The following is a 25,397-nucleotide window of genomic DNA, read 5'->3' as shown; positions in this document are numbered from 1 at the left end:
AACGAGCTGTCGAGCCCGGTCTTATCACTCCATCCGCCCCTGTCATGACCCCGATCAGAATTTCCTTCGCTTTACGGGTTTATTTCTCCGCTCGCCCTGATTAATCCTAATCGTGGGAAAGTATCGTTCGGGGGTGTCGTGTGAATAGAAGCGGTCTTGGAAGTGCAAGTGTTGGCACAGCCATAAAGACATTGGCAATTTTCGGCCTTTTTACTTCGGCGGTCCAGGCACAGGATGATGTCGTAGATAGCAATCAGCCGGATCAGCGGCCTGTGGCCGCCGATATCATCGAGACAGATATAGTCGAGACCAAGGTTTTTGCGAATCCTGGCCATTTCGGCGGTCCGAAAATATCGCCGGATGGCAAGCGCGTGGTATACCGGCAGCAACTCGGCGGAACATCCTATCTTACCGTTGCATTGTTATATGGTGATGCCAAGAAACGCATAGCCATTCCCGAAAATGTCGACCTTCGCTGGTATCGGTGGGCCGGCAACAACAAGATATTGTTCGGCGTGTCTGCCGTCGTCGACACGTCACGTGGCCAGCGCAGGCACACGGGGCTGTATGTCACGGATGTGAGCAGCGGCGTTTCCATTACACTGGGCCGGAAAACGCAGGGATATGATGGGGACAATGTTCTCTATGTCGATCCCACCGGCACATATATCCTGCTTTCCATGCAGCGGTCCATTTTCGATTATCCCGCCGTATATCGTGTCGAACTCGCCAATAATGAGACCACGCGTGTGGTCCGCAGGCAATCACAGATTTGGACCTGGATTGCCGACAATAGCGGCGTTGTGAGAATGGGGCTGAGCCAGATCGGCGGCACCTTGAAAATCTACTATCGCAAGACGGCCGGAGAGAAATTCAGGCAAATCGGGAAAATAAGGGAAAAGGACGATCTGGAAGAAGCCCTGCTGGATATCACAGATATCGTTTCCGAAGCCGATGAAGGTTACATCCTGTCCAACGAGAAAACGGGACGCTTCGCGCTTTACAAGTTCAACTATCTGACCCGCGAAGTTGGAGAAATGGTATTTGGCCATGACGAGAATGACATTACCGGGTTCAACCTCAACGATAGCGGGACCGCACTGGAATCGGTCTATTTTACCGATTCCCGGGACCGGGTAAAATGGTTTGACGACGAACTTGCAGAACATCAGCAGAAGCTGGATGCCGCCCTGCCGGGACAGGAAGCGTGGATCCAGTCCAAAAGCCGCGACGGCAAACGCATGATCGTCTATGTGACGTCCTCTACCGATCCGGGCAGCTATTATCTCTACGAACCCGAGCTCAAAAAACTCGCATGGTTTGCCAGCCTGAACGACAAGCTGGACACCGAGAAACTGTCCAGAACGGAATATGTAAAATATGATGCCCGTGACGGCACCACGATTCCGGCCTATCTCACGCTGCCCAAAAACCGTCCCGCCGAAAATTTGCCGCTCGTCATCCTTCCGCACGGTGGTCCTTTCGGCGTTCGGGACACGCTGGACTACAACACCGAAGTACAATTTCTCGCCAATCGCGGATATGCCGTGTTGCAACCCAATTATCGGGGTTCCGACAGCTATGGGGAGGCTTTCTACAAAAAAGGCTCGGGGGAAATCGGCCGCGCGATGCAGGACGATCTCGACGACGGGATGGATTGGCTGGTTGGCCGCGGCATTGTTGATCCGGACCGGGTCTGCATCGTCGGGGGCTCCTATGGCGGTTACGCGGCCATATGGGGCGTCACACGAAATCCCGAGCGCTATCGCTGCGCTGCCAGCTTCGCCGGGGTTACTGACTGGGACAAACAGCTCAGTTATGACGGTCGCTTTTTGAGAAGCCGGTATAAAAGGGAATGGCAAGACGAAATACGGGGCGATGAAGAATTTGATCTCGACACGGTTTCCCCTGCCCGGCTTGCTGCGCAACTGGAGCGCCCGATCCTGCTCGCCCACGGAAAGAAAGACAGTACCGTCCCTTTCAGCCAGTTCAAATTTTACCGGTCAGAACTCGAGAAAGCCGGGAAAGACGCAGAATTTATTATTTACGAAAGCGAAGGACACGGCTTTTCGGATTCCGAAAACGAGAAGGATTGGCTGGATAAGCTGGAAGCATTTCTGAACCGGCACAATCCAGCCTACTAGAACGGGCCTCAGGACGCTATCGTGCGAGCCCCGCGGAGCACCGTCTGGCTTCTGCTTCCCCTCAGCGCGATGGACTTCTTCCGAATCGTATCGAGGAAATGCCAGGTCGAAGTTGCTTTGTCGGGGGTGAGCGCCACGCTCATATAGCCGCGATGCTCGGTATCGGCCCATTGCAGCTGCTTGTTTGCCCCCACCACAGCCTTAGCCACCAGATCAGGGGCCACGCCCTTGGTATAGGCTTCGAAGCCCGGCGAACTGACACTATGTCCGGCGAATTCCACACCCGCGGCGCCATCTTGTGTCGCAAGGTCAAAAGCCCAGGCATTGTGACTGTCGCCCGACAGGACGATCAAGTCGGCATCGGCCTGCTGCGCGGCGGCCAGCGAGCGGGCGCGGGCCTGCGGATAGCCGTCCCAACTGTCAAAATTGATCGGCAGCCCGATCTGGGCTGCCAATGCGCCCACCGCTACACGTGCCTGCGCGATCGGCGGTGCATCTTCCGGCACCCAGTTTTTGGCATCTTGTGGTAGCACCAGCTCGCCCATCACGCATTGCTGTGACCAGACTTGCCACTTCGTGCTGGAGGCCTTGGATTTTAGCAGCGCATCCGCGAACCATTGTTCTTGGACATCGCCCAGCATCGAGCGGTCCGGGTCCTGCCAGACATCGTCGCGAAACGCCTTGAGCGCCGCCGCGACATCTTTCTGCCCCTTGATCGCTTCGGCCAGGTCCACCGGCTTGTCACGCCCGCCAATCCGGCTTTCGGTAAGGAACAGGGTCGCCAGATCGCCGATCTGATATTCGCGCCAGCGCGGACTGCCGAATTCCATATCCCGAACCGGCATCCACTCCCGATAGACTCGCTCGGCGACGCGCTTGCGCACTTCCCAGTCACCCTCGCTCGGATCATGGTTCTGCGCGCCATCCTTATAGGCGTCGTTGGCAAATTCATGGTCATCCCATGACGGTATCATCGGCAAAACCTGATGGATGCGCTGCAAGTCCGGGTCGCTGCGATAGGCGGCATAGCGCAGCCGGTAATCGGCGAGCTGGACCATCTCGTGGGCGGGATCGATTTTCCGGCCGGCCAGCGCCTCCTCCGTGGAAGGATAGGTGCCGATCGGATATTCGTAAAGATAATCGCCGGTGTGAATGATCAGGTCGAGTTCTTTGTTTTGCGCGGCATGGGCATAGGCGTTGAAATAGCCGAACGGCATGTTGGAACATCCGACAACGCCGATATTGAAATTCTTGACCGGTCCCTGCGGCAAGGTGCGGGTCCGGCCGATGACCGATTTGGAGCCGTCCGGCCCGACGAAGCGGAAAAAATACCATTTATCGGGGGTCAATCCCTGCACCGTGATCTTGGCGGTAAAGTCCCTTTCGGCTTTTGCCTGCACTTCGCCGACCATTTTTGCGCCGGTGAAATCGGCATTGTCGGATATCTCCGCGGTCAGCCTTGCGTCTCTGTTGCCGACATAGCGCGTCCATAGCAGCACGGAATCCTGTCCCGGTTCACCGCTGGCGACGCCATGGGTGAAACCTTTTCCGCCTATCAGCGATGCCGAGGCCGGCACGCTGAGCGCCCCAAGGCCAAAAGTTCCCAGCGCCATCAACTGGCGGCGATCGATATTCATGGTCATGATTTTATCCCAAAATGCCTAGAGCCAGCAAAATAACGAAAAATAGCGTCAGACTGATGACAGTGAAAATCAGCAGGAACGACACCCGGAACAGAGCTTCGGGGCGGGACATCTTGTACGCATGCCTGAGTTGCCGATAGATGTGGAAAGGCGGATAGAATATCAGCAAGGTCCCCCAGACGGACGCGGGAGCCCCGATGGCGGCCAATATGGCGCAGGTCACGAACAACAGAGACATGAAGGCGATGGAATAGGTCGCGAAAACCGCGTGGTCATAAAAGTGAAGACCGCGTCGTCCGATCAGTGTCAGCCACACGAAAGGGATAGAAATCGGAATCAGGAGCCAGGCAAATTTATAGCCATTGGCTTTCAGTTTGTAGAGAAGCAGGGAGGGGTTTTCGGTAGCACGTTCGAGACCGCCCTTCAGCATCTTGCCAAACGAACTATCCTTGAAATCGTCCCAGATCTCGACCTGGTTGCCATTGCCGCTAGCCATGTCCTCTCCATCCGCACCGGCTTGGCTGTCTGCAGCTGGTGCATCGTCGAGGCCAAAATTGCCGATCCCCACGCCATTCTCACCCATTCCGGCTTCCGGATAGGGAAGCTCGCTCATCGTCATGGTCGCTAGGACATTGCGGTCGCGTTTCAAGTCGAGAATTTGTTCCCGCACTTCAGCCTTGTCTTCCTCTGCTGTCGTTTCCAGCTCTTTGATCTTGTCCTGCAAACGCTCTTCAAGTTCTTGGGACTCGGCAGTAACAGTACTGTTGAATCCAACACTTTCGCTACCATCGCCTTCAGTGGAAAACGGATTTTCTATAAATGAAAACACCGCAAACATCATGAATACGGAGAACAAGAACAGGGCCATCGGAGAGATGAATTTGGCGCGTTCGCCTTGTACGTAGCGACGCGTCAGATCGCCCGGCTTCCAGACCAGCAACGGCAATGTCCGCCAGAATTTCCCCTCAAAATGGAGCACGCCGTGCAATATATCGTGCCAAAAGGCACCGATCGAACGGTGGACATGCAGGGGCTGGCCACAATCCGGGCAATAATGACTGGTTACAAGCGCGTTGCAGTTAAGGCATGTTTCGCCCTTGCCCCCCGATGCACCGGTTTTTTCATCCTCCACCGCCTTGGCAATCAAGCCGCCTTCGATGGCGGTTCCCATGGCTTCCAATTCCCCTGACATGCTGGCCATTTTTGGCCCATTCGGCCAATAAGGCAAGCGGCTTTTTGTAATCTGCCCGATGTTATGATATATGTTATATCGTATCATTAACCGGGAGAGACCGAATGAGCAGCAGGAAGCACTTTCTTCGCCAAAAATCAGCCACCGCTGCGGACAGACCGTTCGCAGAGCTCAACATCACGCCGTTGATCGATGTATTGCTCGTTTTACTGGTGATGATGATGCTATCAATCCCGGCAGTCACCCACCAGGTAGCTGTAGACTTGCCGGGCGGGACTGCGGGATCCAGCACTTCCAAGGCCAACAAATTATTCCTCGACTCTGCCGGCACGGCCATATGGAATGGTATACCGATCGACAGTGACCGGTTGCGCGGCCGGCTGGAAATGATGGCAAAGAACCCGGCAGGGCCGCAGCTGCATTTCGAAAGTGATGCCCGGGCCCGGTACGAACGGTTTGACCAGCTGGTGGCCACGATCAAGCGAGCCGGTGTTCAGGAAGTCGCTTTTGTCGGCAATCAGCAATTCGCAAACTGGGACAACCGCTAAATCTGGAGGCTGCGGGATGATCTCGCGAAGACAGCCATCGAACGGATCGCCCCCACCCATCTGTCAGCGCGGCGACGGGACAGACAGGTAAATCGACCTCGCCCATAACGGTCGGCCCATGCTCTAGAGACCTCGCCTTCACGGCTGGCAGAGCAAGAATTCGGGCCACCTTCGAGTTTTTTCTTAGTTAATCGGGTTTTGCTCCGTTTACGCAAAGATGGACAAACAAATATCTCGCGGCTGCCGATGACAGGCCGGCTAGCCCAACTCCGACGCTTCCCGTCAGTGGCAACGATCATCCTGGTCTCGGCGATGTTCGGTCTTCTGGCCTGGGGTGGCATCATGCTGACCCAGGACGAAGGCCGCATTGCGGTCGTCTGGCTGGCCAATGCCGTTCTGGTAGCCGTCATATTGCGGTCGGCAAAACGGCATGTTCCTTATTATCTCGCGGGCGCGTTTCTGGCGAATATTGCAGCCAATCTGCTAGCCGGCGATACGGTTTTGAACGCAACAGCACTGGCCGCGATCAACCAGTTCGAAATCATCCTGATCTGGTTCCTCATGCAAAAGCTGGGGGCGACCAGACCGAACATGCAACGGATCTGGGATCTGGGCAAATTCTGCCTGATTGGCGGACTTGTCGCCCCGCTCGCCTCCGGCTTCCTTGCCGGGCTGATGTTTGCCTCGGGAACTTGGCAAAGTTTTCTTATGTCCTGGCTCCAATGGACCACGACCGACGGTCTCGGCATGATCTTGCTTAGCCCGGCGATCATGGTGGCCATAGACGCGTTCCAGCGAGCGGACCGGTCCAATGGTTCGCGAAGCATTTGGGTGTTCAGCGCCAACCGATGGGAGTGGCTCGCAATTCAGTCATTCACATTGATTGCCGCAGCGACGATTTTCTGGGTTCTCAGTTTTCCCGTCTTTTTTCTTGTCGCGCCGCTGGTACTGCTCAATGCCTTCAGACTGGGGACACCCGGCACCTCGGTTTCCATAGTCCTGATCGCCATCGTGGTGGTGATCGGTGCAGCGTTCGAGACCGGCCCCTTTTACTCGGTCGATCTTTCCCTGACCGCAAAACTGTTCATCCTGCAATTTTTTCTGCTGAGCTGCTTTGCAGTAGGCATGCCCACGGCGGCGATGCTGACCGAGAAGGCGTCCATCCGACGCTCGCTCAGTATCCACCGCGAAGTTTCCAATTCCATGCTGGAAAATATGAACGAGGTTCTTTTCCGGACGAACAGCGATCTGCAATGGCTGTTTCTCAATCCCGCGTGGCAGAAGCTGACGGGTCTGCCGACCGAAGAGTGTCTGGGACGGGACATGGGCGAGATATTCGCAGCCGAGGATTTCGAGGCTTTGAAAACGCAGCTCGGGCCGGTCCGGTGCGGAGCGATCCAGCGGGCCCGCTTCGAAGGCTCCATCGCCAATGCAAGCGGCGACGTCCTGGCCGTAGAGTTGAGCTTTTCCAGACTGGCTGAAAAGGATGGCAGCTTCCTTGGCATCGTCGGAAGCATCAGGGACATAACCGCGCGCAAGCAGATGGAACAGAAACTGATCGCCGCCCGTGTCGGTGCCGAGGAAGCGGCCGATGCCAAAACCCGCTTTCTTGCCAATATGAGCCACGAAATCCGGACCCCGATGAATGGTGTCCTGGGATTTACCCAGCTGCTGCTCGACGCCGACCTCCCTGAAGAAGAAAAAAATCACGCGCAGATGATCTTGGATTCCGGCAACGCCATGATGCGGCTGCTGAATGATATTCTCGACATCTCGAAAGTCGAGGCTGGTCGGGAAAAAAGCAATATTGCGCCAATGTCGACACAGCATGTGCTGCAGAGCTGTGTCCATCTGATGGCCCCGATTGCCGACCAGAAGAAGCTCGATCTCAAGCTGGAAATTGATGATAATGTACCGGAAATGGTACTGGCGGACGCCAATCATTTGCGTCAGATCATATTGAATATTCTCGGCAACGCCGTCAAATTCACCAGCAGCGGTTCGGTCTCGGTGTCCGCCACGGCCAAACAGGCCGCCGCCGACAAGATGGAAATGCAGGTCATGGTCAGGGATACCGGAATCGGCATCCCATCCAATCGCCTCGAGGCTATTTTCTCGCCGTTCGAACAGGCGTCTCCTCAAACATCGACGATATTTGGCGGGAGCGGCCTAGGCCTGACGATAAGCAGACAATTGGCTTCGATCATGGGGGGCACGATTACTGTCGACAGTAACGAAGGAGCAGGCACGACCTTTACCGTCCAGTTTCCCGCGGGAACAGAGGCAGCCTCCTCTGTCGGGACGGGAAAATCAGAAGGAAAACAACCGATGACCGCTACAAATGATCCGGCAGAGCCCCCCGTTGGTCGAGTTGACAACGGAAAGATTCTCATCGCCGAAGACCATGATATCAACCAGATCCTGATCGCAGAAATGATCAAGAAGCTCGGATATCAGCCGGTGCTGGCGGTCAATGGCGAGGATGCCATAGCGAAGGTGGAAGCCGCCGCAGAAGAAAACAGGCCATTTAATCTCGTGCTCATGGATGTGCAAATGCCCGTTATGGACGGATATGAAGCAACCGAATCCATTCGCCAGAAAGGCTATCCGAAAGAGGAATTGCCGATTTTGGCGATAACGGCAAACGCATATCCTGAAGATATCGCACGCTGCATGCAGGCCGGCATGCAGGGCCATATCGCCAAGCCGGTCATGTTCGACACTCTGAAATCTTCACTGCGCGACTGGACCATGACCGGTTGAGCATTTCAGGCGGAACCGCCGACTTGGCTTGATCGGCATAAACAGCTGCCGTGTCTGAAGACAAAGACTGCCGTCTCCACTGCGCCGGCCATGGTGCGCAACGCCCTTTTTCAGGCACAAGCGCGGCCTGTTTTGTGAAACATATATATATTGGCAATATAGCTGCCCCGACGCCCACTCCAGCCAACATATATTATAGGGCCCTATAGTAGATCCCTTCCGGCAACTGGAAACAGTTCACCAGCCCTATTCCCTTCGTGCGATCGACGCACTAGGATCCGCCTTGAACCACTATATCGGTTGGCAAGGAAGATTGGAAATTTGCATGCGGAAAATCCTTATTTCGACAATATTGGCATTCGGCATTGCCAATATGAGCCCGCTAGCCGCACAACCGTTGCCGGAAGAAACCATCGATCCCGCGAAAATCATCCCTCATTTCAATGCGGATACGATAGATCCTACGCTGAAAACCGTCACCGGCAATCATATGGCCAGCATAACGCCCAAGGGCGAGATGATCATCACTGCCTTTGCGCCAAATGGCCTGCAGTTCACCCTGCACTTTCGTCAATGTGACCAACAAGAACCCTTGCAGTGCAGGGCGTTGCAATTGCTAACCAGCTGGAGTCTGGATGGCCAGAAGGTCGACTTGCAGAATATTGTGCCGCCGTTTCAGCGCTCTCATCTCTTCGTGAATAGTGGAATACTGGAAGACGGGCGACCCTATCTGACCAGGATCATCATTGCCGACCAAGGTCTGGCCCAGGGCAATCTGGCGGCAGAAGTTCGCAATTTCATCAGCGCGGCCACCGATTTTAGCGGTCAGTTGAGCGCGGCGACCAAGTAAATATTGCCGGCCGTGAATGGCCGGATGACACGGCGTCCCTTCAATCAATCCTGTCCGCGCAACGCACCAGGCGGGGGTCAGCGTGCCCACTGTTGGGCGCGTTTACCGGAAATCGGATATCATCGTCAGGCCTTTAAGCTCAGGCAATCACACACCCCAGTATAGTCCCTTTATTTACACTCATTTACATCGCAAAAATCAGTAAAATTCTCCTGCCCCTTCTCGTTATCCGTGTAAATTGATATATCACAGTGTAAATATACATGTCATGTATTTGGCAAATCTTCTAACTTACTATACGGACAATATGGGGTCGCTTAGTTGTCAACAAACTATCGGAGGGGTTAATCATGAAAAGATTAAAACTATTTGCAACAAGCGCAGTCGCTATTACAGCTACATTTATCATTTCACCACCAGCTCAAGCACAATCGGATCCACTACTCGGCCAAATGATGCTCTTTGGTGGCACTTTCTGCCCTCGTGGATGGGGAGAGGCAAAGGGAACTTTGCTTCCGATCAGCCAATATTCAGCATTATTCTCATTGCTCGGCACCATGTATGGCGGTGATGGTCGTACCACGTTCGGCTTGCCGGATCTACGAGGACGCGCGCCGATCAGTCTGGGACAGGGGCCAGGGTTGCCAGCCTATCCCCAACAGGGTGCACGAGGTGGTTCCACCCAATTCAGTTTGACCATAGCAACCATGCCAAGCCACAATCATGTCGGCATGATGAGAGCCAGCAATTTGCCAGGCGATACTGCAAATCCTAACGACAATAGTCTGGCGACGACGGGGAGTGCGACAATCTATCACACCGGCGCTCCAGCGGTAAACATGGATACCGGCACCGTTGTTATCAGTAATACGGGAGGCAGTGTCCCGGTTAACAAGGTATCTCCCTATCTGGTCATGCGCTGGTGCGTAGCCATGCAAGGCGTATTCCCTTCACGCAACTAATAGAGAGGGTTTTTACGCCCTCATTGACAGTTATCGAGTGAAAGGAAATTCCTCATGAAATTGACTAGAACCATTTCAATCACGATTGCACTGGGCGGCATTTCGCTGGCATCAACCGCGCCGGCCCACGCTCAGGCTGGCACCCAATATATTGCACAGGTATCGGCTTTTGCCGGAAATTATTGTCCGAGAGGCTGGATGGGGGCGGATGGTACCTTGCTGTCTATCAGCCAACATACCGCCCTGTTCTCGCTTTTGGGCACTACCTATGGAGGCGATGGAAGGACAACATTTGCGTTGCCCGATCTACGCGGAAGACGTCCAATCAGCGACGGCAATGCTCCAGGGCTCGGCACCTATCCCCTCGGTAGTCGTGCAGGCGCTACCACGTTTACGCTGAATGTCGGTAATTTGCCGAGCCATAATCATATCGGCACGATGAGAGCTAGCAATTTGCCAGGCGATACTGCAAATCCTAACGACAATAGTCTGGCGACGACGGGGAGCGCGACAATATATCATACCGGCGCCCCAGCGGTAAACATGGATACCGGGACCGGTATCACCGCTAATATGGGAGGAGGCCAAACGGTTCAGAAGCAGTCACCCTATCAGGTGATCCGCTGGTGCATCGCAACGGTCGGGATATATCCGTCGCGCAACTAGCTTGGTTCAACGTCAAGACAACCATGATGATGCCAGAATTCACTTCACACCTGATTGAAGCGAATTCTGGCAAGCACCAAAAGGGCATGCCTTGGTGCCGGGGCCGGCTAATCGCGATTGGCGAGAGCGCGATAGCCCAACCTCTTTAGCTGCAATGATAGTATACAGCGGCATCTCTTTCCGGCACATTTCCTGCCATGGAACTGAACCTCGACAACAAGAATGTGCTGGTTACGGCCGGCAGCAAGGGAATTGGACTGGCGACCGCGTCCGGATTTCACAAATGCGGCGCAAATGTAACCATATGCGGGAGATCACAGGAAGCGCTCGACGCTGCTGCGACAAAAATGCCGGGCTGCCTGACGCTAACCGGGGATGTCTCCAGAGCGGACGATATCGAGCGGGTCGTTGCCGCAGCAACGCAGGAATTCGGCGGCATCGATATATTGGTGAACAATGCCGGTGGCCCACCGCCCGGACTGTTTGTCGATCTGGCTGACGAGGACTGGGACAGGGCCGTCGAGCTGACGCTGAAATCCGTGATCCGCGCCACCCGGCTGGTGCTGCCCCATATGCAGGCACAGAAGTGGGGGCGGATCATCAATATCTCATCGACCGGAGTGAAACAGCCTGTTCCGGGACTCACTCTGTCCAACAGCATTCGTATGGCCGTATTGGGCTGGGCCAAGACGCTCGCAAACCAGGTTGCGGCCGACAATGTGCTGATCAACACCGTTTGCCCGGGCTTCACCCAGACGGATCGCATCGCGCAGATTTTCGAACAGCAATCCGCAGCGTCCGGCAAGAGCATAGAGGAAATTTCCGCAGCCCTCGCTGCGCAAATCCCCATGCAGCGGATTGGACGGCCTGAAGAAATCGCCAATCTGGCGGTCTTTCTGGGATCTGAAGCGTCAAGCTATATGACCGGAACCGCTATTCAGGTCGACGGTGGATCGGTTCAAGGTTTTTGAAGCCCGCCGCACCGCACTATTCAGCGAGACCCGTACAACAGCTGTTTCCCAACATTTAAAAGCCCGCTAATGGGCGCTGATGACCGCAGAAAAACCCAAGCTCATCATCCGCATGGCGGAACTGGAAGATGCCCGCAAGATCTCTGCCCTGTCCCGCAAGGTTTACGGCAAGGGCGAAGGCTATACCGCCGAGGAAGTCCGCGGCCAGATCAACAATTTCGCCGACGGCCAGCTGGTCGCGGAATATGAAGGCAAGATTGTCGGCCATTGCGCGACATTCCAGATATCCGAGAAGACAGCGCGTGCAGCGCATAGCTGGGCGGAAATTACCGGCGGCGGTTTTGCTGCCCGGCATGATCCGAATGGCGAGATCCTCTACGGCATGGAGGTCAGCGTCGACCCGGATTACCGGCGGCTGCGCATCGGACTGCGCTTCTACAAGGTTCGCCGGGAACTCTGCCAGCATTTGGGGCTGAAGGGCATCATCTTTGGCGGACGCCTGCCCGGCTATGCGCGGCGCAAACGCAAATATCCCGATCCGGCGGACTATCTGGCGGCCGTGGTCGACAAACAGTTCCGCGATCCGGTGATCAATTTCCAGCTTAATCAGGGCTTTGTTCCGCTGGGGATATTGAAGGACTATATGCCGAGCGACAAAGCATCCGCCGGCAATGCGGTGCATATGTTCTGGGAGAATCCGCTGGCCGCCGAGGCCAAGCTGGTGACTCAGACCCCGCATGACCGCCTGCCCCAGTCGGTGCGCGTAGCGACCGTCCAGTTCCAGATGCGCAAGATTGCCTCGCAGACCGATTTTGAAGAGCAAGTTGAATATTTCGTCGATGTCGCCGCCGATTATGGCGCGGACTTTGTGACATTCCCCGAATTGTTCACGCTGCAATTGCTTTCCCTCGAAGGGGAAAAACTGGAGCCGGCACAAGCGATCGAGAAGATCGCCGAATATACCGAGCGGTTCAAGGAAGTGATGGAGAAGCTGGCGGTTTCCTATCATATCAACATCATCGGCGGCTCGCACCCGACGCGCATGGAAAATGGCGATATCCGCAATATCTCTTACGTGTTTCTGCGCAACGGCGCGGTCTACACGCAGGACAAGCTCCATCCGACGCCCAGCGAAGTGCGCTGGTGGAATATCAAGGGCGGCTATGGCGCGGAAGCGATTCCGACCGACTGCGGCCCGATCGGCGTGATGATCTGCTATGACAGCGAATTCCCGGAACTGGCCCGGCATCTGGTCGACCAGGGCGCGATGATCCTGTTCGTGCCCTTCTGCACCGATGAACGGCGCGGCTATTTGCGCGTGCGTTACTGCTGTCAGGCGCGCGCGGTGGAAAACCAGTGCTATGTCGTGATGTCGGGCGTGGTCGGCAATCTGCCCAATGTCGAGAATATGGACATTCATTATGCCGAAAGCGCGATCCTGACGCCATCCGACTTTCCGTTCGCGCGGGACGGCGTCGCGGCAGATACGGCGCCGAACACCGAGACCATCGCGATTGCCGATCTGTCGATGACCAGCCTGCTGACCAGCCGGCAATCCGGCGCGGTACAGAATCTCAAGGACCGGCGTTTCGATCTCTATCGGGTGTTGTGGAAGGGATAATATCCTTCCGAAGCGCAGTTCACCGGTGCAATTTTCGTCTGACTTCTAGCCGCTGCTGTCCATGATGTCGGACCATTTTCCGGACTCCTTGACGCGCCCGTCTTCCAATACGATCAACTGGTCGGAATTTTCCAGCGTCGGCAGGCGGTGACCGATTACGATCACCGTGATATCGTCATGCAGCTTGTCGATCGTATCACGGATACGGGCTTCATTTTCCAGGTCGAGAGCGCTGGTGGCCTCGTCCAATATGATCAGTTCCGGCTTCTGGATGATCGCCCTCGCCAGGGCAATTCTTTGTTTTTCACCACCTGACAGGCGCTGCCCGGCATCGCCAACCACGGTATCGAGTTTGTCGGGCAGATTGAAAACGAACTCCGCGGATGCAAATTTCAAAGCCATTTCCAGTTCCTGGTCCGTGGCATTCTCGTCAGCCCACAGAAGATTGTTGCGGATCGTGTCATGAAACAGAAAAACATCCTGCGGCATGTAGGCGATGGATTTACGCCAGTTCAGCCGGTTTTCTTCATCGAGCAGAACACCGTCGATTTCGATCGTCCCCGCGTCGGGAGTCAGGAGCCCCATGATCAGATCGGCCAGCGTCGATTTGCCCGATCCCGACGTCCCCATTATCGCAGTGGTTTTCCGGCATGGAATCTCGATGTCGATGTCACGCAGCGACGGTATCCCGCGAGTGCGGTAACTGAAGGACACACCGGACAATTTGATGGACCTGGTGAACTTGATTTTGTCGCCCAGATTTTCCGATAGCGTTTCTTCACGCGCCGCAACGGCGTCGCGCATCAAATTTGTGTAATTCGACAATACGGAATCGGAATGCAGGATGTTGTTGATCTGGGTCTGTATCTCCCGGATCTGCGGAGAGAGCCGCGAAAATATCAGAACCAGAATGAGCAGCGTGGGCAAGCTTAGTTCGAACGACGTAACTCCGACATAGAGCAGCAACACCATGGCCAGCGCGACCAATATCTGGAAGATGACGGTCATCGCTGCGTTCAAATGGGTGAATTGCAAGGACCGTTTGCGCAACAGGGTGCGTATTTCCAGCATCAGCTGACTCTGACGGCTCTCGCTCCTGAGAATCTTGATCAGCTTGATTCCGGACAGACCTTCCTCAACCGTTTGCTGGACCCGCCGGTTGGCAACGCTCAGCAGCTTTCCCTGATCATGGGCAAGCTTGTGCTGGCGCCGCATGGCAAAGAACAGGCATCCACCCAAGATCATCGCAGCCAGCGTGAGCGGCAGGGAAAGGCTGACAGCAACAATGATATAGGCCGTGATCGAAAAGGCAGAGACAATGAAGCGAACGGAAAACATCAAGGCGGTTCCCATCCGATTGATTTCGGTTATCAGCAAATTCGACATGTCGGATTTTTTCTGGGTGGTCAGCCATTCCCAGCGTGCTTCAAGCATCGCGTTGAAACTTTGTGTGCGCAGGTCGTCCAGCAGTTCCAGTCGAAAGCGCTCGGACACAATGGTCTGGCTGTAACTTATGAATGCGCGCAAAATGTTCAGCGCCAGAAAGGTACTCAGAAGTCCGACGAGCGTGATCGGAACGCCGACAAAGCTCAGCCCCTCGACGATCATGGCGACGACACCGGACGTCTCGGTCTGGGATTTCTGTAGCGCCGCCAAAAGGGGGACAAGAAGGACCAGCCCGATGCCCTGGGTCACGCTCGACAATAACAATAAAGTGGCAAAGAGCAGCGAGCGGGCCGGCGAAAATCGCCACATCATTTTCAGATAGGTCAGAATCAGCATGTTGATCGTTTAGTAGATGTCCTAAACTAATCAATCGAAAGGCGTCGGTCGCCCCTTGCGCCTTACCGATTGTCGCAAAATGACGAAAAGCATAGCGACGAACTAACTATGTCTACTCTTCGCTCCGTAAGAATGATGAGGATAAACAATGCCCATTTCGTCGAAAAACGTTCAATCTTTTAAGCCTACGAGTTGGCGTCAAAATTTTCTAGATCCGGATCGTCAAACTGGCCATCCAGCGCCGAAAGAAATTCTCAATAATGTTGATGTTTCCCGGAAAAACGAATCCCGCAGACCCTATGGACATGTATCTACTTAGTGGCAAAACAGATCTGCCGATCTCGCTTGCTATCAAAGACTCATAGAACCAATTTTTTATTTGGTGAAGGCGTTCATTATTCCTATGCTGATTGAGCAATAATTGCCACTCATCATCAAGACTTCCGGCAAAAACACTTTCAACCATCAGTAAACTTGCAGCGACAGCTTCATCGCAACCATAACTTGCAGCAATATTCAACATTTCGATTCGCCTTTGGGCCGGCATTTTCCTTGCAATGATCGACAAATCTACAACCCATTTCAATCTTGGCCACATGGCTAGCGCACCGTGCAAGATTAGATATAGGCAATAGAAGCTCTCTGTTAATTGGGGATTTAAAGTGAATTTTATCGACTGGCTGAAATCCTTTGTCAGTGTTTTTGGCTCAAATGCAAACAATCTGTTATGCAATTCTATAGGCACAGAGAAGGTAGGGTCAAGAAATGTCAAATCCTTGAACAGTTTTATCTCCATATCTTGACGCGCCAGTTCGAACATCTTTTTCCTTCTCAATGAATAAGGTTTGTAGATGTACCCTTGATCATTCAACAGCCCGATCGCTTGTCGAGTCCTGTCCGGGGAAATGAGGATATCGACATCTTTCGATTGCCGCGCGGTAGAATCATCGTGAAGCTGTTCCGCCAGCCCCCGCCCCTTCAGAATGGAAAAGGGTACGGAATGGGCATTCAGCAGTTTCGAAATATTCTTTTCGGCAGCTTTCTGTTTCAGACCCGCAAATATATTGTTCTGATAGGCTGTTTCCAGAATCGAGGAAGCATTGTCGTCCGCCGTGACATCGGCACTGCCTTGCGTCGCCAAATGCAACAGCGGACCAACACGATGGCGGCTCACCGCAAAGGTCGCGAGCGTCTCACTGATCGGTTCGGAAACGTCAATCAAAGGCAGGGACAAGGCAGGGCGCAAATATCTGCTCAAAGATAATAGAAGTGCCTCGCTATTTCCATCCATGGTTTGCGCTTAGAATTTTACTTCCGCTTAGGCGAGGCCAGAATGGCCTCGGCGGCTACTTTTTTATTCGTGAGCACCATCTGCCCGGCGTCTACTGGGCACTCCAGTTGAAAAAGTGACGATGGCCTTCTGGAAATTCGGTCCCGATCAAGCCGCCCTGCCCGGTGCGAAATTTCCGTCCTGATCGTGCCCGATCATTTTTTCTCAAGACCTTCGGAGACCGACTGGACAAGAGTTGCAATGCGGGAAACCCGAGCCGGCAGCGAGCGGCCCCGCCGGAATATCATCCACAGATCATGACTCAATTCTTTGAGAAGCGGAGCGATGCGAAGCCTGTCTTTGTCGGGATAGCTGTCGACGCCGCTACGTGGCAGCAGCGTATAGCCGATACCGCGCGCCACCGGTGATGGTATCTGACTGATCTGGTTCACAAAGCTACGAATATGCAATCGATCCGAGCCGCGGAAATCTTCCGGAAAATTCATCGCGAACAGGTCATCAGCATAAGCAAATCCGTCAGGATGTGCAATGAAGCCGAGGTTGTCGAGCGCCTGGAAGCTGATCGGCGAGGTCATGACCCCTTCGGGAACCACGAGGCACAATTCCTCCTGCCCCAAATGCTCCGCTTGGAGCCGGGGATGACGAGGGTCATGATCCGCAATTCCGAGATCAAATTGGCCGTCCAGCACCCCGGACAACACTTTGTCCTGCGGGGTTGCTTCGACTCTTATGGTCAGGCCTGGCGACGACTGCATTGCCGACAGGATATGGGGGTATAGCAGCATCGCAAAACTGCCGGAACAAGCTATGGCTACTTCGCCAACAGCGGGGTCGTCGCGCAGGATCGTTTCCTGCAGAACCTGCTCCTCAGCGCGTCTGGCCCGCCCGACGGCCAGAACCGCTTCGCCCGCCGGCGTGAGGCTGAAGCTCTTGCCCTGCCGCGAGATCAGCGGTTGACGGACTTGTGCTTCCAGTTTTTGCAGATGCTGCGATACGCCAGGCTGGGTCATGTTCAGCAGGCTCGCTGCCCTGGTAAAGTGACCGGTTTCGCAAAGCACTACAAAACTGTCGAGCCATCGGGAATTCAACATAGATCATTACTATATGTTATAATAAAATATTGAAATGATTATTTCATATAATGAACCGGCCATCCTATTTTCTGCTCGATAGAAAATGAAAGGAAACCATCATGCAACCGACACCACGCGCCTTTTCCCATATTGGCCTATCCGTCCCCGACCTTGATGCCGCTGTAAAATTCTACACCGGGGTTCTCGGGCTCTACACGATAATGAAGCCGACCAATGTTACCGAGGACGAGAGTGCGGTCGGCGTCATGTGTACCGATGTGTTCGGTCCCGGCTGGGGCAGCTTGCGCATTGCCCATCTTGCCACCGCTGACCGCGTCGGAATCGAACTGTTCGAATTTCCGGACAACTATGCGCCGGACAATAATCTGGATCACAATCGCCAGGGAACATTCCATTTTTGCATCCAGGATCCGGACGTGGAGGGACTGATCGAGAAAATTGTGGCGGCCGGCGGCAAGCAGCGCATGCCGGTGCGCGAATATTATCCCGGCGAGAAGCCTTACCGCATGTGCTACGTCGAGGACCCGTTCGGAATCGTGTTCGAAATTTACAGCCATAGCTATGAACTGACCTATTCCGACGGGGCCTATTCCTGACACAGCTTCCCGATGGCGTGCGCGGTCGCGGGCCCTGTCAGGGTCGAGAGGGTCCCGGCCGCGCAACTTAACCGCCCGAAGTGCGTTGTTTGCAGGATGAGTAACCAGAACATAATAAGCAAAAGGCAAATATCATGAAAATCCTAATGGTCCTGACGTCGCACGATGAACTTGGTGATAGCGGCAAGAAAACCGGCTTCTGGCTGGAGGAATTCGCGGCGCCATATTATGTGTTCAAGGATGCCGGAGCAGACATAACGCTGGCTTCACCCAAAGGCGGACAGCCGCCGCTGGATCCTGCCAGCGATACCGACGACGCCCAGACTGACGATACGAAACGTTTCAAATCTGACGAGGCTGCGCAGGCAGATCTGGCCAGTACAGCGGTGCTATCGGCGGTTTCGGCGGACGGATTTGACGCGATTTTCTATCCCGGCGGCCATGGCCCGCTCTGGGATCTGGCCGAAGATGACAACAGCAAGATGTTGATCGAGGCTTTCTGGGCCAGCGACCGCCCCGTCGGCGCGGTCTGCCACGCCCCTGCAATATTCAGACATACAGAAAATGCGGAGGGCAAGCCGCTGGTATCCGGCAGAACCGTGACCGGATTTACCAACACCGAAGAAGAAGGGGTTGGCCTGACCGATGTCGTGCCCTTCCTGGTCGAGGACATGCTGAAAGAAAATGGTGGCGATTATCGCAAGGGCGACGACTGGGCCTCTTTCGTTGTCGTCGACGGCAAGCTCGTCACCGGCCAGAACCCGGCGTCATCTGCAGAAGCGGCGCGCAAACTGCTCGACCTGCTTTAAACCCAAATAAACGGAGCGACTTATGAATATTCTTGTCGCCGGTGCAACCGGCAAAACCGGACTACGGCTCGTCGATCAACTGAAGGCCAAAGGCCATTCCCCTATCGCGCTGGTCCGTGAATCTTCGGATACCGGCTCGCTGCCCGCGGATGTCACGCAACGCCAGGGCGACCTGACGGATCTGAAAAGCGGGATATGCGATGGCTGTGACGCGGTAATTTTCGCCGCCGGCTCCGGGGGCTCCACCGGCCCCGAAATGACCGACAAGGTGGACCGCGATGGTGCCAAACGGCTGGTCGATCTGGCTGCTGACGCCGGAGTCTCGCGTTTTGTCATGCTGAGCAGCGCTGGCGCCGACAATCCGGACCCGGAAAGCGACCTGGCACATTATCTTCAGGCAAAACACGAAGCGGACGAACATCTCAAAGCTTCCGGTCTGAGCTATGCCATCGTTCGTCCGGTCAGTCTGACCGACGAGGACGGCACCCGTGACATGCGCTTTGGCGATGATGTCGATCCCCAGGGAAAAGCGGCGCGGGGCGATGTCGCTGCCGTGCTTGCAAATGCGGTCGATGACAGCGAATGGACGGGCAAGGCGCTACTGATGCAGTCTGTCCAGACCGGTGACTGACAAACCGTGTCTGCCCGGCGATAGCGCCGGTTTTAGACCCGATGTCGAGCAAGGGATGCGCAGCGCAGCCTGCTCGGCATCGAACTGCCTCTGATCCAGCTGCAGGCCGACCAGATCAACGCGATCATCGGCCTGCACGAGGCGGTTGGCGGAGTCCTGTTACTGCTGGACCGGTTCGGTAAAAAATTGGGGAGAGCCAAGCCCAACAGGCTTTGCGCAACCTTTACATCTTCAGGGCGTAAATCAATCAATGCAGGACTATTCGCCAATATTCGGCCATAGATACAGGCATCAATCGAATGGGTGTATAGCAAATGAAGTCCATATCGCGAAAGTCGATCGAAGCGACACAGGCAGGCCCGTTTGACAATCTTGCCTTTTCTGCCGAACCGGCAGGTCTCTGATCCATGGACGATATCGGCGAAACATCCTCCCGATTCCCCTATCGCAAGACGCGCAACATCGTGGCTGTCATTCTCGCCATTTTCCTGCTGGCGATATTGCTGCTGGGCGCGGTCCCTGCGAGCATTTTCAAGACTGTAATCAGCGAGAAATTGCAGGGCGCTTCGGATCGCGAAGTGGCAATCGGTTCGGTCAGCAGAGACAGTTTCTTCTCTTACACTCCCGTCATCACCGTCCACAATGTCCGCGTTGCGCAACCCGCATGGGCGGGCGAAGGCGATTTTCTGAAACTGAAATCAATATCGGCACGGGTTGCCGTGCTGGATATCCTGACCGGCAGCGCGAGACCGGACCGTCTCGCGGTAGACGGGCTCGACATCGCGCTGATCCGGGACAAGGACGGACGCGCCAACTGGGACGAAGGCAATCGTAACAATGACATGGACGATCGCGGACCCGTTCTGACCGATCTTGATGTCGGCAATTCCCGTTTCAGCTTTACCGACCACAAGCGCGGCTTGTCCATTGAAGGCCCGGTCTCGATCAATAGCGAAGAGGGTTTGCGCGCCGAAGGTAGCGGCACATTTTTGGAGTCCAAGGCAAGCATGCTGTTCACCGGGGGAGCCATTGCCGGGATCGATCCCGAGGCCGATTATCCATTTTCGGTCTCGCTGCAAGCGCCGGCTCTGGAATTGACGGCGACCGGTATAATGCAGGGCGTTCTGAACACGGACCGTTTCACCGCATCGCTGTCCGCCCGCGCACCCACTCTCAAGAATTTGGACCAAATTATCGAAGCCGGCCTGTTCGGTACCCAGAAGATTGATCTGCAGGCAAATATTCGTCACGAAAACAAAGACTGGTACGTCAAGAAGCTGAGCGGAACGATAGGACGGTCAAACCTGTCCGGCAAAGCGGATATTCTCAAACGCGACGGCCGAACCAAAATCGATGCCACGATAAAATTTTCCACGCTGGATTTCGACGATCTGGCCGACGATGCCGGTCTGGCAAAAGCAGCGGCTCTGACCCGCCGCATCGGCCCCAGAGTCCTGCCCAACACCCGTATCAACCTGTCCAAAATGGGGCCGACCGATGGACAGATGACCTTCACCGTCGACCGCCTGCTCTCTCGTCGGGACACCATATTCCGGAGCGTGCATGGAAAATTGTCGCTGGACCACAAGGTTATAAAAATCACAAATCTGCTGGTCGGCCTGAAAAGTGGCCGGATGTCCGGCAGCGTGCAAGTCGATCACCGCAGCGGGGCGCCGAAATTGTCGACCGACCTGACGTTGTCCGGCGCCTCGATCTCCGACCTGATTGGCAATGGCGACATCGTGACGGCAACCATGAGGGGCCGCATCAAATTGGCCGGTACCGGCGACACGTTCCGGGAAGCCCTGGAGAAAGCAGATGGCAAGGCCGCGATGGTTGCCTCGGGCGGCAGTGTGCGCGCAACGGTCGCGCATGTTCTCGGCCAGAATCTTGGCGGCGCCGTAGAGGAAATCATCGGCAATCCGAAAGCCCGCGTTCCGCTGCGCTGTCTGGTCGCCAATTTCACGGCGCGCAACGGAATATTGACGCCCTCACCGCTGGCAATTGACACGACGGTGTCGATCGGACGCGGTGAAGGCCGGATCACCCTGAAAGGCGAAACTGTCTCACTGATATTGCGCGGAGGTGCCAAGGGGAAAAGCGCCTTGCGCATCGTCGACCCGATCAAAATCACCGGAACGCTCAATGCACCCGCCGTGTCCGTAGCCGGGCTCGGCAAGGCCAGTGATGCCGAAAAGCCTTCGCTCGGCGATGTCCTGAAAGTCGCTACGAAATCGATCGGCAGCGCGCTGGGGATCGGCGATAGTGACGAACAGAAAAAGGCTTTCATCCAGAAACCAAAGTCCCTGAACTGCTCCGTTCTTGTCGCCGAAGCGATGCGCTAAGGTCTTGCAGCTATAAATCCGCATCCGTCTCGGAGCGATGGAGAAAGCAGCGTGTCCGAACGGATTTCCCGCTTCTGCCCCTGCCCGCATGGGCGAATAGCAGCCGCTGCACAAAAAAATATCATTCCGGCCAAGGTTGCGGCGGAATGACTCCGTCTTGTGTTTGTTCAGGGAAATTCGTCCCGATAATCACAAGAGGATCTACATGCGCAAATATCTACTCGCGTCGACCTGCCTGGTCGCTGTCATCTCCATCCCCGCGCAGGCGGAAACAACCATCGCGACAGCCACTACCGACCCGATCCGCACCTCGACGATCAATGGCGGCGCTGCCGACAATATCAAGATCACGTCGGCCGGCTCGGTCAAGCCGACGTCGGGTGTTGCCGTTACCGTCGACAGCGACAATACGCTGATCAACGAGGGCACGATAGAGATCAGCAATGCGGACAACGCGACCGGTATTCTCGCAGATGCCGGTGTCACCGGTACGATCACCAACAGCGCGAGTGGAAAGATCATCCTCGACGAACCTTACGCCCCGACCGATTCCGACAATGACGGCGACATTGACGGCCCCTTCGCAACCGGAACGGGACGGACAGGCATAGCGACCGCCGGCGCTTTCAACGGCAATATCACCAACAGCGGAACCATCACTATCGAGGGCAATGACTCTGCCGGGATCCGGCTGGGCGGCACCTTGACCGGTAATTTTGTCCATGACGGCACCACCAAGGTGCTGGGTGATAACGCGCTGGGCGTCGGCCTGCAGGATGTCGATGGCAATGTCCGGCTCGCCGGGACGATTAGCGCTCAGGGTGTTGATGCGGTAGCGGCGCGTGTCGACGGCAATATCAACGGTGCACTGGTCGTGCAGGGATCTCTGCAATCCAGTGGCTATCGCTACACAAGTGCCCCGGCCGATAGTTCCAAGCTTGACGCCGACGACCTCCTGCAAGGCGGTCCGGCCCTGTCGATTGCCGGTAACGTTACGGGTGGCATCATTCTCGCGGTTCCGCCGAAGGATACGAGCAGTACGGACAATGATGAAGATGATGACGGCATCGAGGATTCCAAGGAAGGCTCGGCTCTCGTCCGTTCCTATGGCGCGGCACCGGCAATGCGTATCGGCGACAGCAGCGACGCCATAGCAATTGGTCCGGTTGCCGGCACGGGCACGGGCTTTGGCCTGATCATTGATGGCGGCATATTGGGCAGCGGGGTTTATAGCGGAATCGACGCCAATGGTCTGCAAATTGGCGGCCTTGGCGGCACGGTCACCATCGCGGGGGGTGTCGGCATCGGCGCAACCGGCTCGGTAAAGGCCCTTTCCAAAGATGGCTCGGCAACCGCCATCCAGGTAGGATCCGGCGCGACCACACCCGAAATCCGCAATGCCGGAACCATTGAGGCGACCGGCGGCGGCAGTGCCACTTCGATCAGCCGGGCGCTGGCGATCGGCGTCGGCGCGGATGTCCAGACCCTCCGCAACAGCGGCACGATCAGTGCCAAGGCAGGCGGCGATGACGCGACCGCGATTGCGATCATCGATACATCCGTCAGTGTAAACCTGCTTGAAAACAGCGGTACGATCATCGCCACCGGCGCGCTGGCGGCATCGGACCGCAATGTCGCGATCGACTTGTCAGCCAATGGCTCCGGCGCCACCGTCCGCCAGACCGCGGTCGCAGCGTCAGCCAAACCCCCTTCCATCACGGGCGACGTCCGCTTCGGCAGCGGCAACGACATATTCGACATTGCCGATGGCACGGTGAAGGGGAACAGCAGCTTCGGCACTGGCGACAACCAGCTTAAATTGTCGGGCGATGCTGTATATACCGGCAATGCCACCTTCGGCACCGGCGCCGACATGATGACGCTAGCCGGAACATCCGTGTTCAGTGGCAATGCGGATTTTGGCGGCGGCGCGGATATGCTGACACTTTCCGGCACGTCCCGTTTTTCCGGTTCGCTGACCAACGCCGAGGGTCTTGCCGTGACCGTCTCCGGGGCCATGTTCGATGCGATCGGATCTGCCCAGATCGCATCCCTGGCGGTTACTGACAATGGTGTGCTCGGCGTAACTCTCGGTGGTAGCAACGACACGGCGCTGCAGGTATCGGGGACCGCAAGCTTTGATACGGGATCGAAACTCGCGATCAAGCTGTCCAACGTCCAGAGCGCCGAGGGCGATCATGTCGTTGTGCAGGCAGGTACCCTTGCGGGCGTCAACAATCTGACCGCTTCAACCACGCTTCTGCCTTTTCTTTACAAAGGCTCGCTCAGTTCTAACGCCAATCAGGTAATCGTCAGCGTCGCCCGGAAGGATGCGACCGAACTGGGGCTGAACCGGTCCGAGGCAAGCGGCTTTGCCGCGATATATGCGGCACTGGTCGACGATGAGGATGTTGAAGGGATTTTCCTTGCGATCTCCGATCAGGAACAGTTCCGCAAGCAGTTGAGCCAGATGCTGCCCGAGCACGAAGGCGGCACTTTTGAGAATGTCACACTGGGATCGCGCGCGATGGTACGCTTTCTCGCGGATCCCAAAGGCCCTTTCAAGGACGAAGGGAAATGGGGCTACTGGGTCGCACAGGCCGGCTGGGGAAGTTCGAAGAGCGTTGGTGATACGGCCGGTTATGACGTGGGTGGATGGGGCATATCCGCAGGCGCCGAACACAAGACCGGTATCGGAAATTTCGGTGCATCTGTCGGCTATCTCAACGGCAAGAACAGCAACGAGGGCAATGGCAACGAAGTCTGGTCCGAGCAGCTGGAACTGGCGGCCTACTGGCGCCTGGCCTCGGACAGCTGGCTGGCACATGCCCGTATCTCCGGCGCAAAGATCGATTTCGACGGCTATCGCTATTTCATCGGGGAACTCGATGGCGAAGAGATAGTCAAGACGATGACGGCTGACTGGGATGGCACCTTATGGTCGGCATCCGGTGCGGTGGCCCGGGACATGCGTTCCGGCAATTTCTCGATCCGCCCGACAATTGCGGTCGACTATTTCAAGCTGAGCGAAGACGGCTATGCCGAAACCGGGGGCGGTGAAGCGCTCGACCTGACGGTCGCCGACCGCAAGAGCGACGAACTCGCGGTTTCGGGTACGGTCGCTCTCGGGCTCGATCTTGGCGGGGTAGATCAATATGACGGCTGGTACCGCTTCGAGCTGGAAGCCGGACGCCGCGAAATCGTGGGCGGTTCGCTCGGCGTGACCGTTGCGCAGTTTGAAAACGGGTCACCCTTCACGCTTGTTCCCGAAGAACGGAAAAGCGGCTGGATAGGCCGGCTGCGCGCTGTTGCCGGCAATTCCGCCTTCCAGATCGGCGGTGAAATATCCGTCGAGGAACAGCAGAGCCATGCGGCTGTTGCGGTGCGCGCCAGCCTGCGAGTCGGGCTATAACGAAGTCGGCTCGGCGAAACCGCAAGGGGGGAAGGATCGATCCCCATTTTCCCTTCTCCCCTTACCTGCCCGATCGA

The 25,397-nt window shown here is 55.9% G+C and carries 18 protein-coding genes; 13 read left to right on the top strand and 5 right to left on the bottom strand.

Translation table 11 applies throughout. The features are described from left to right. Nucleotides 1–272: 272 nt before the first annotated feature. Entirely contained in the window at nt 273–2,144 is a 1,872-nt protein-coding gene (locus tag CHN51_RS10160; protein WP_123906299.1) for a prolyl oligopeptidase family serine peptidase, read from the top strand. 8 nt (nt 2,145–2,152) lie between these two features. On the opposite strand, the gene CHN51_RS10155 is transcribed toward CHN51_RS10160, so the two are convergent. Next, nucleotides 2,153–3,787 carry an alkaline phosphatase D family protein gene (locus CHN51_RS10155; protein ID WP_100093915.1) on the bottom strand — a complete coding sequence of 545 codons (1,635 nt, stop codon included), beginning with the start codon at nt 3,785–3,787 and terminating at the stop codon, nt 2,153–2,155. A gap of 4 nt (nt 3,788–3,791) precedes the next feature. Then, a complete protein-coding gene (locus CHN51_RS10150) occupies nt 3,792–4,766 on the bottom strand; it encodes a DUF3667 domain-containing protein (RefSeq protein ID WP_240616951.1) in 975 nt (324 codons plus the stop codon). Nucleotides 4,767–5,083: 317 nt separating this feature from the next. Here CHN51_RS10150 and CHN51_RS10145 point away from each other — a divergent pair, with 317 nt between their 5' ends. The 7 genes from CHN51_RS10145 to CHN51_RS10115 all read left to right on the top strand — a co-directional run bounded on the left by CHN51_RS10145 (nt 5,084) and on the right by CHN51_RS10115 (nt 13,360). Continuing rightward, nucleotides 5,084–5,527: a biopolymer transporter ExbD gene (locus CHN51_RS10145; protein WP_100093913.1), complete on the top strand. Its 444-nt coding sequence runs from the start codon at nt 5,084–5,086 to the stop codon at nt 5,525–5,527. Between the two features lie 285 nt (nt 5,528–5,812). Beyond that, nucleotides 5,813–8,290, top strand: coding sequence for an ATP-binding protein (locus tag CHN51_RS10140; RefSeq protein ID WP_164089114.1), 2,478 nt, complete (start codon nt 5,813–5,815; stop codon nt 8,288–8,290). Nucleotides 8,291–8,615: 325 nt separating this feature from the next. Further along, nucleotides 8,616–9,140, top strand: coding sequence for a YbjN domain-containing protein (locus CHN51_RS10135; protein ID WP_100093911.1), 525 nt, complete (start codon nt 8,616–8,618; stop codon nt 9,138–9,140). A 350-nt stretch (nt 9,141–9,490) separates the two neighbouring features. Then, complete coding sequence (locus tag CHN51_RS10130; protein WP_206169882.1) at nt 9,491–10,102, top strand: tail fiber protein; 612 nt, start codon at nt 9,491–9,493, stop codon at nt 10,100–10,102. Between the two features lie 54 nt (nt 10,103–10,156). Then, a complete protein-coding gene (locus tag CHN51_RS10125) occupies nt 10,157–10,768 on the top strand; it encodes a tail fiber protein (RefSeq protein ID WP_100093910.1) in 612 nt (203 codons plus the stop codon). A 197-nt stretch (nt 10,769–10,965) separates the two neighbouring features. Further along, nucleotides 10,966–11,739 carry an SDR family oxidoreductase gene (locus tag CHN51_RS10120; protein ID WP_100093909.1) on the top strand — a complete coding sequence of 258 codons (774 nt, stop codon included), beginning with the start codon at nt 10,966–10,968 and terminating at the stop codon, nt 11,737–11,739. A 79-nt stretch (nt 11,740–11,818) separates the two neighbouring features. Further along, a complete protein-coding gene (locus tag CHN51_RS10115; protein ID WP_100093908.1) occupies nt 11,819–13,360 on the top strand; it encodes a bifunctional GNAT family N-acetyltransferase/carbon-nitrogen hydrolase family protein in 1,542 nt (513 codons plus the stop codon). 45 nt (nt 13,361–13,405) lie between these two features. Here CHN51_RS10115 and CHN51_RS10110 read toward each other — a convergent pair whose 3' ends face one another. From CHN51_RS10110 to CHN51_RS10100, 3 genes are all read right to left on the bottom strand, one after another. Then, nucleotides 13,406–15,142 carry an ABC transporter ATP-binding protein gene (locus CHN51_RS10110; RefSeq protein WP_100093907.1) on the bottom strand — a complete coding sequence of 579 codons (1,737 nt, stop codon included), beginning with the start codon at nt 15,140–15,142 and terminating at the stop codon, nt 13,406–13,408. A gap of 208 nt (nt 15,143–15,350) precedes the next feature. Next, on the bottom strand, nt 15,351–16,433 hold the full coding sequence (locus CHN51_RS10105) for a nucleotidyltransferase family protein (protein ID WP_100093906.1): 1,083 nt from the start codon (nt 16,431–16,433) through the stop codon (nt 15,351–15,353). Between the two features lie 194 nt (nt 16,434–16,627). Beyond that, nucleotides 16,628–17,524, bottom strand: coding sequence for a LysR family transcriptional regulator (locus CHN51_RS10100; protein WP_100093905.1), 897 nt, complete (start codon nt 17,522–17,524; stop codon nt 16,628–16,630). 101 nt (nt 17,525–17,625) lie between these two features. Between CHN51_RS10100 and CHN51_RS10095 the strand changes: the two genes are divergently transcribed. The 5 genes from CHN51_RS10095 (at nt 17,626) to CHN51_RS10075 (ending at nt 25,320) form a co-directional block, all read left to right on the top strand. After that, on the top strand, nt 17,626–18,123 hold the full coding sequence (locus CHN51_RS10095) for a lactoylglutathione lyase family protein (RefSeq protein ID WP_100093904.1): 498 nt from the start codon (nt 17,626–17,628) through the stop codon (nt 18,121–18,123). A gap of 134 nt (nt 18,124–18,257) precedes the next feature. Then, entirely contained in the window at nt 18,258–18,932 is a 675-nt protein-coding gene (locus tag CHN51_RS10090; RefSeq protein WP_100093903.1) for a type 1 glutamine amidotransferase domain-containing protein, read from the top strand. 22 nt (nt 18,933–18,954) lie between these two features. Next, nucleotides 18,955–19,563 (top strand): SDR family oxidoreductase, encoded by a 609-nt coding sequence (locus CHN51_RS10085; RefSeq protein WP_100093902.1) that lies wholly within the window; start codon nt 18,955–18,957, stop codon nt 19,561–19,563. A gap of 407 nt (nt 19,564–19,970) precedes the next feature. Next, a complete protein-coding gene (locus CHN51_RS10080) occupies nt 19,971–21,908 on the top strand; it encodes an AsmA family protein (protein ID WP_100093901.1) in 1,938 nt (645 codons plus the stop codon). Nucleotides 21,909–22,113: 205 nt separating this feature from the next. Further along, nucleotides 22,114–25,320, top strand: a complete 3,207-nt coding sequence (locus CHN51_RS10075; RefSeq protein ID WP_100093900.1) for an autotransporter outer membrane beta-barrel domain-containing protein — start codon at nt 22,114–22,116, stop codon at nt 25,318–25,320. Nucleotides 25,321–25,397: the final 77 nt, after the last annotated feature.

It is taken from the genome of Sphingorhabdus sp. YGSMI21 (genome assembly GCF_002776575.1).
GTDB lineage: Bacteria > Pseudomonadota > Alphaproteobacteria > Sphingomonadales > Sphingomonadaceae > Parasphingorhabdus.
Note: the sequence above shows the minus strand (reverse complement) of the source record. Positions and strands in the feature narration are given on the sequence as shown.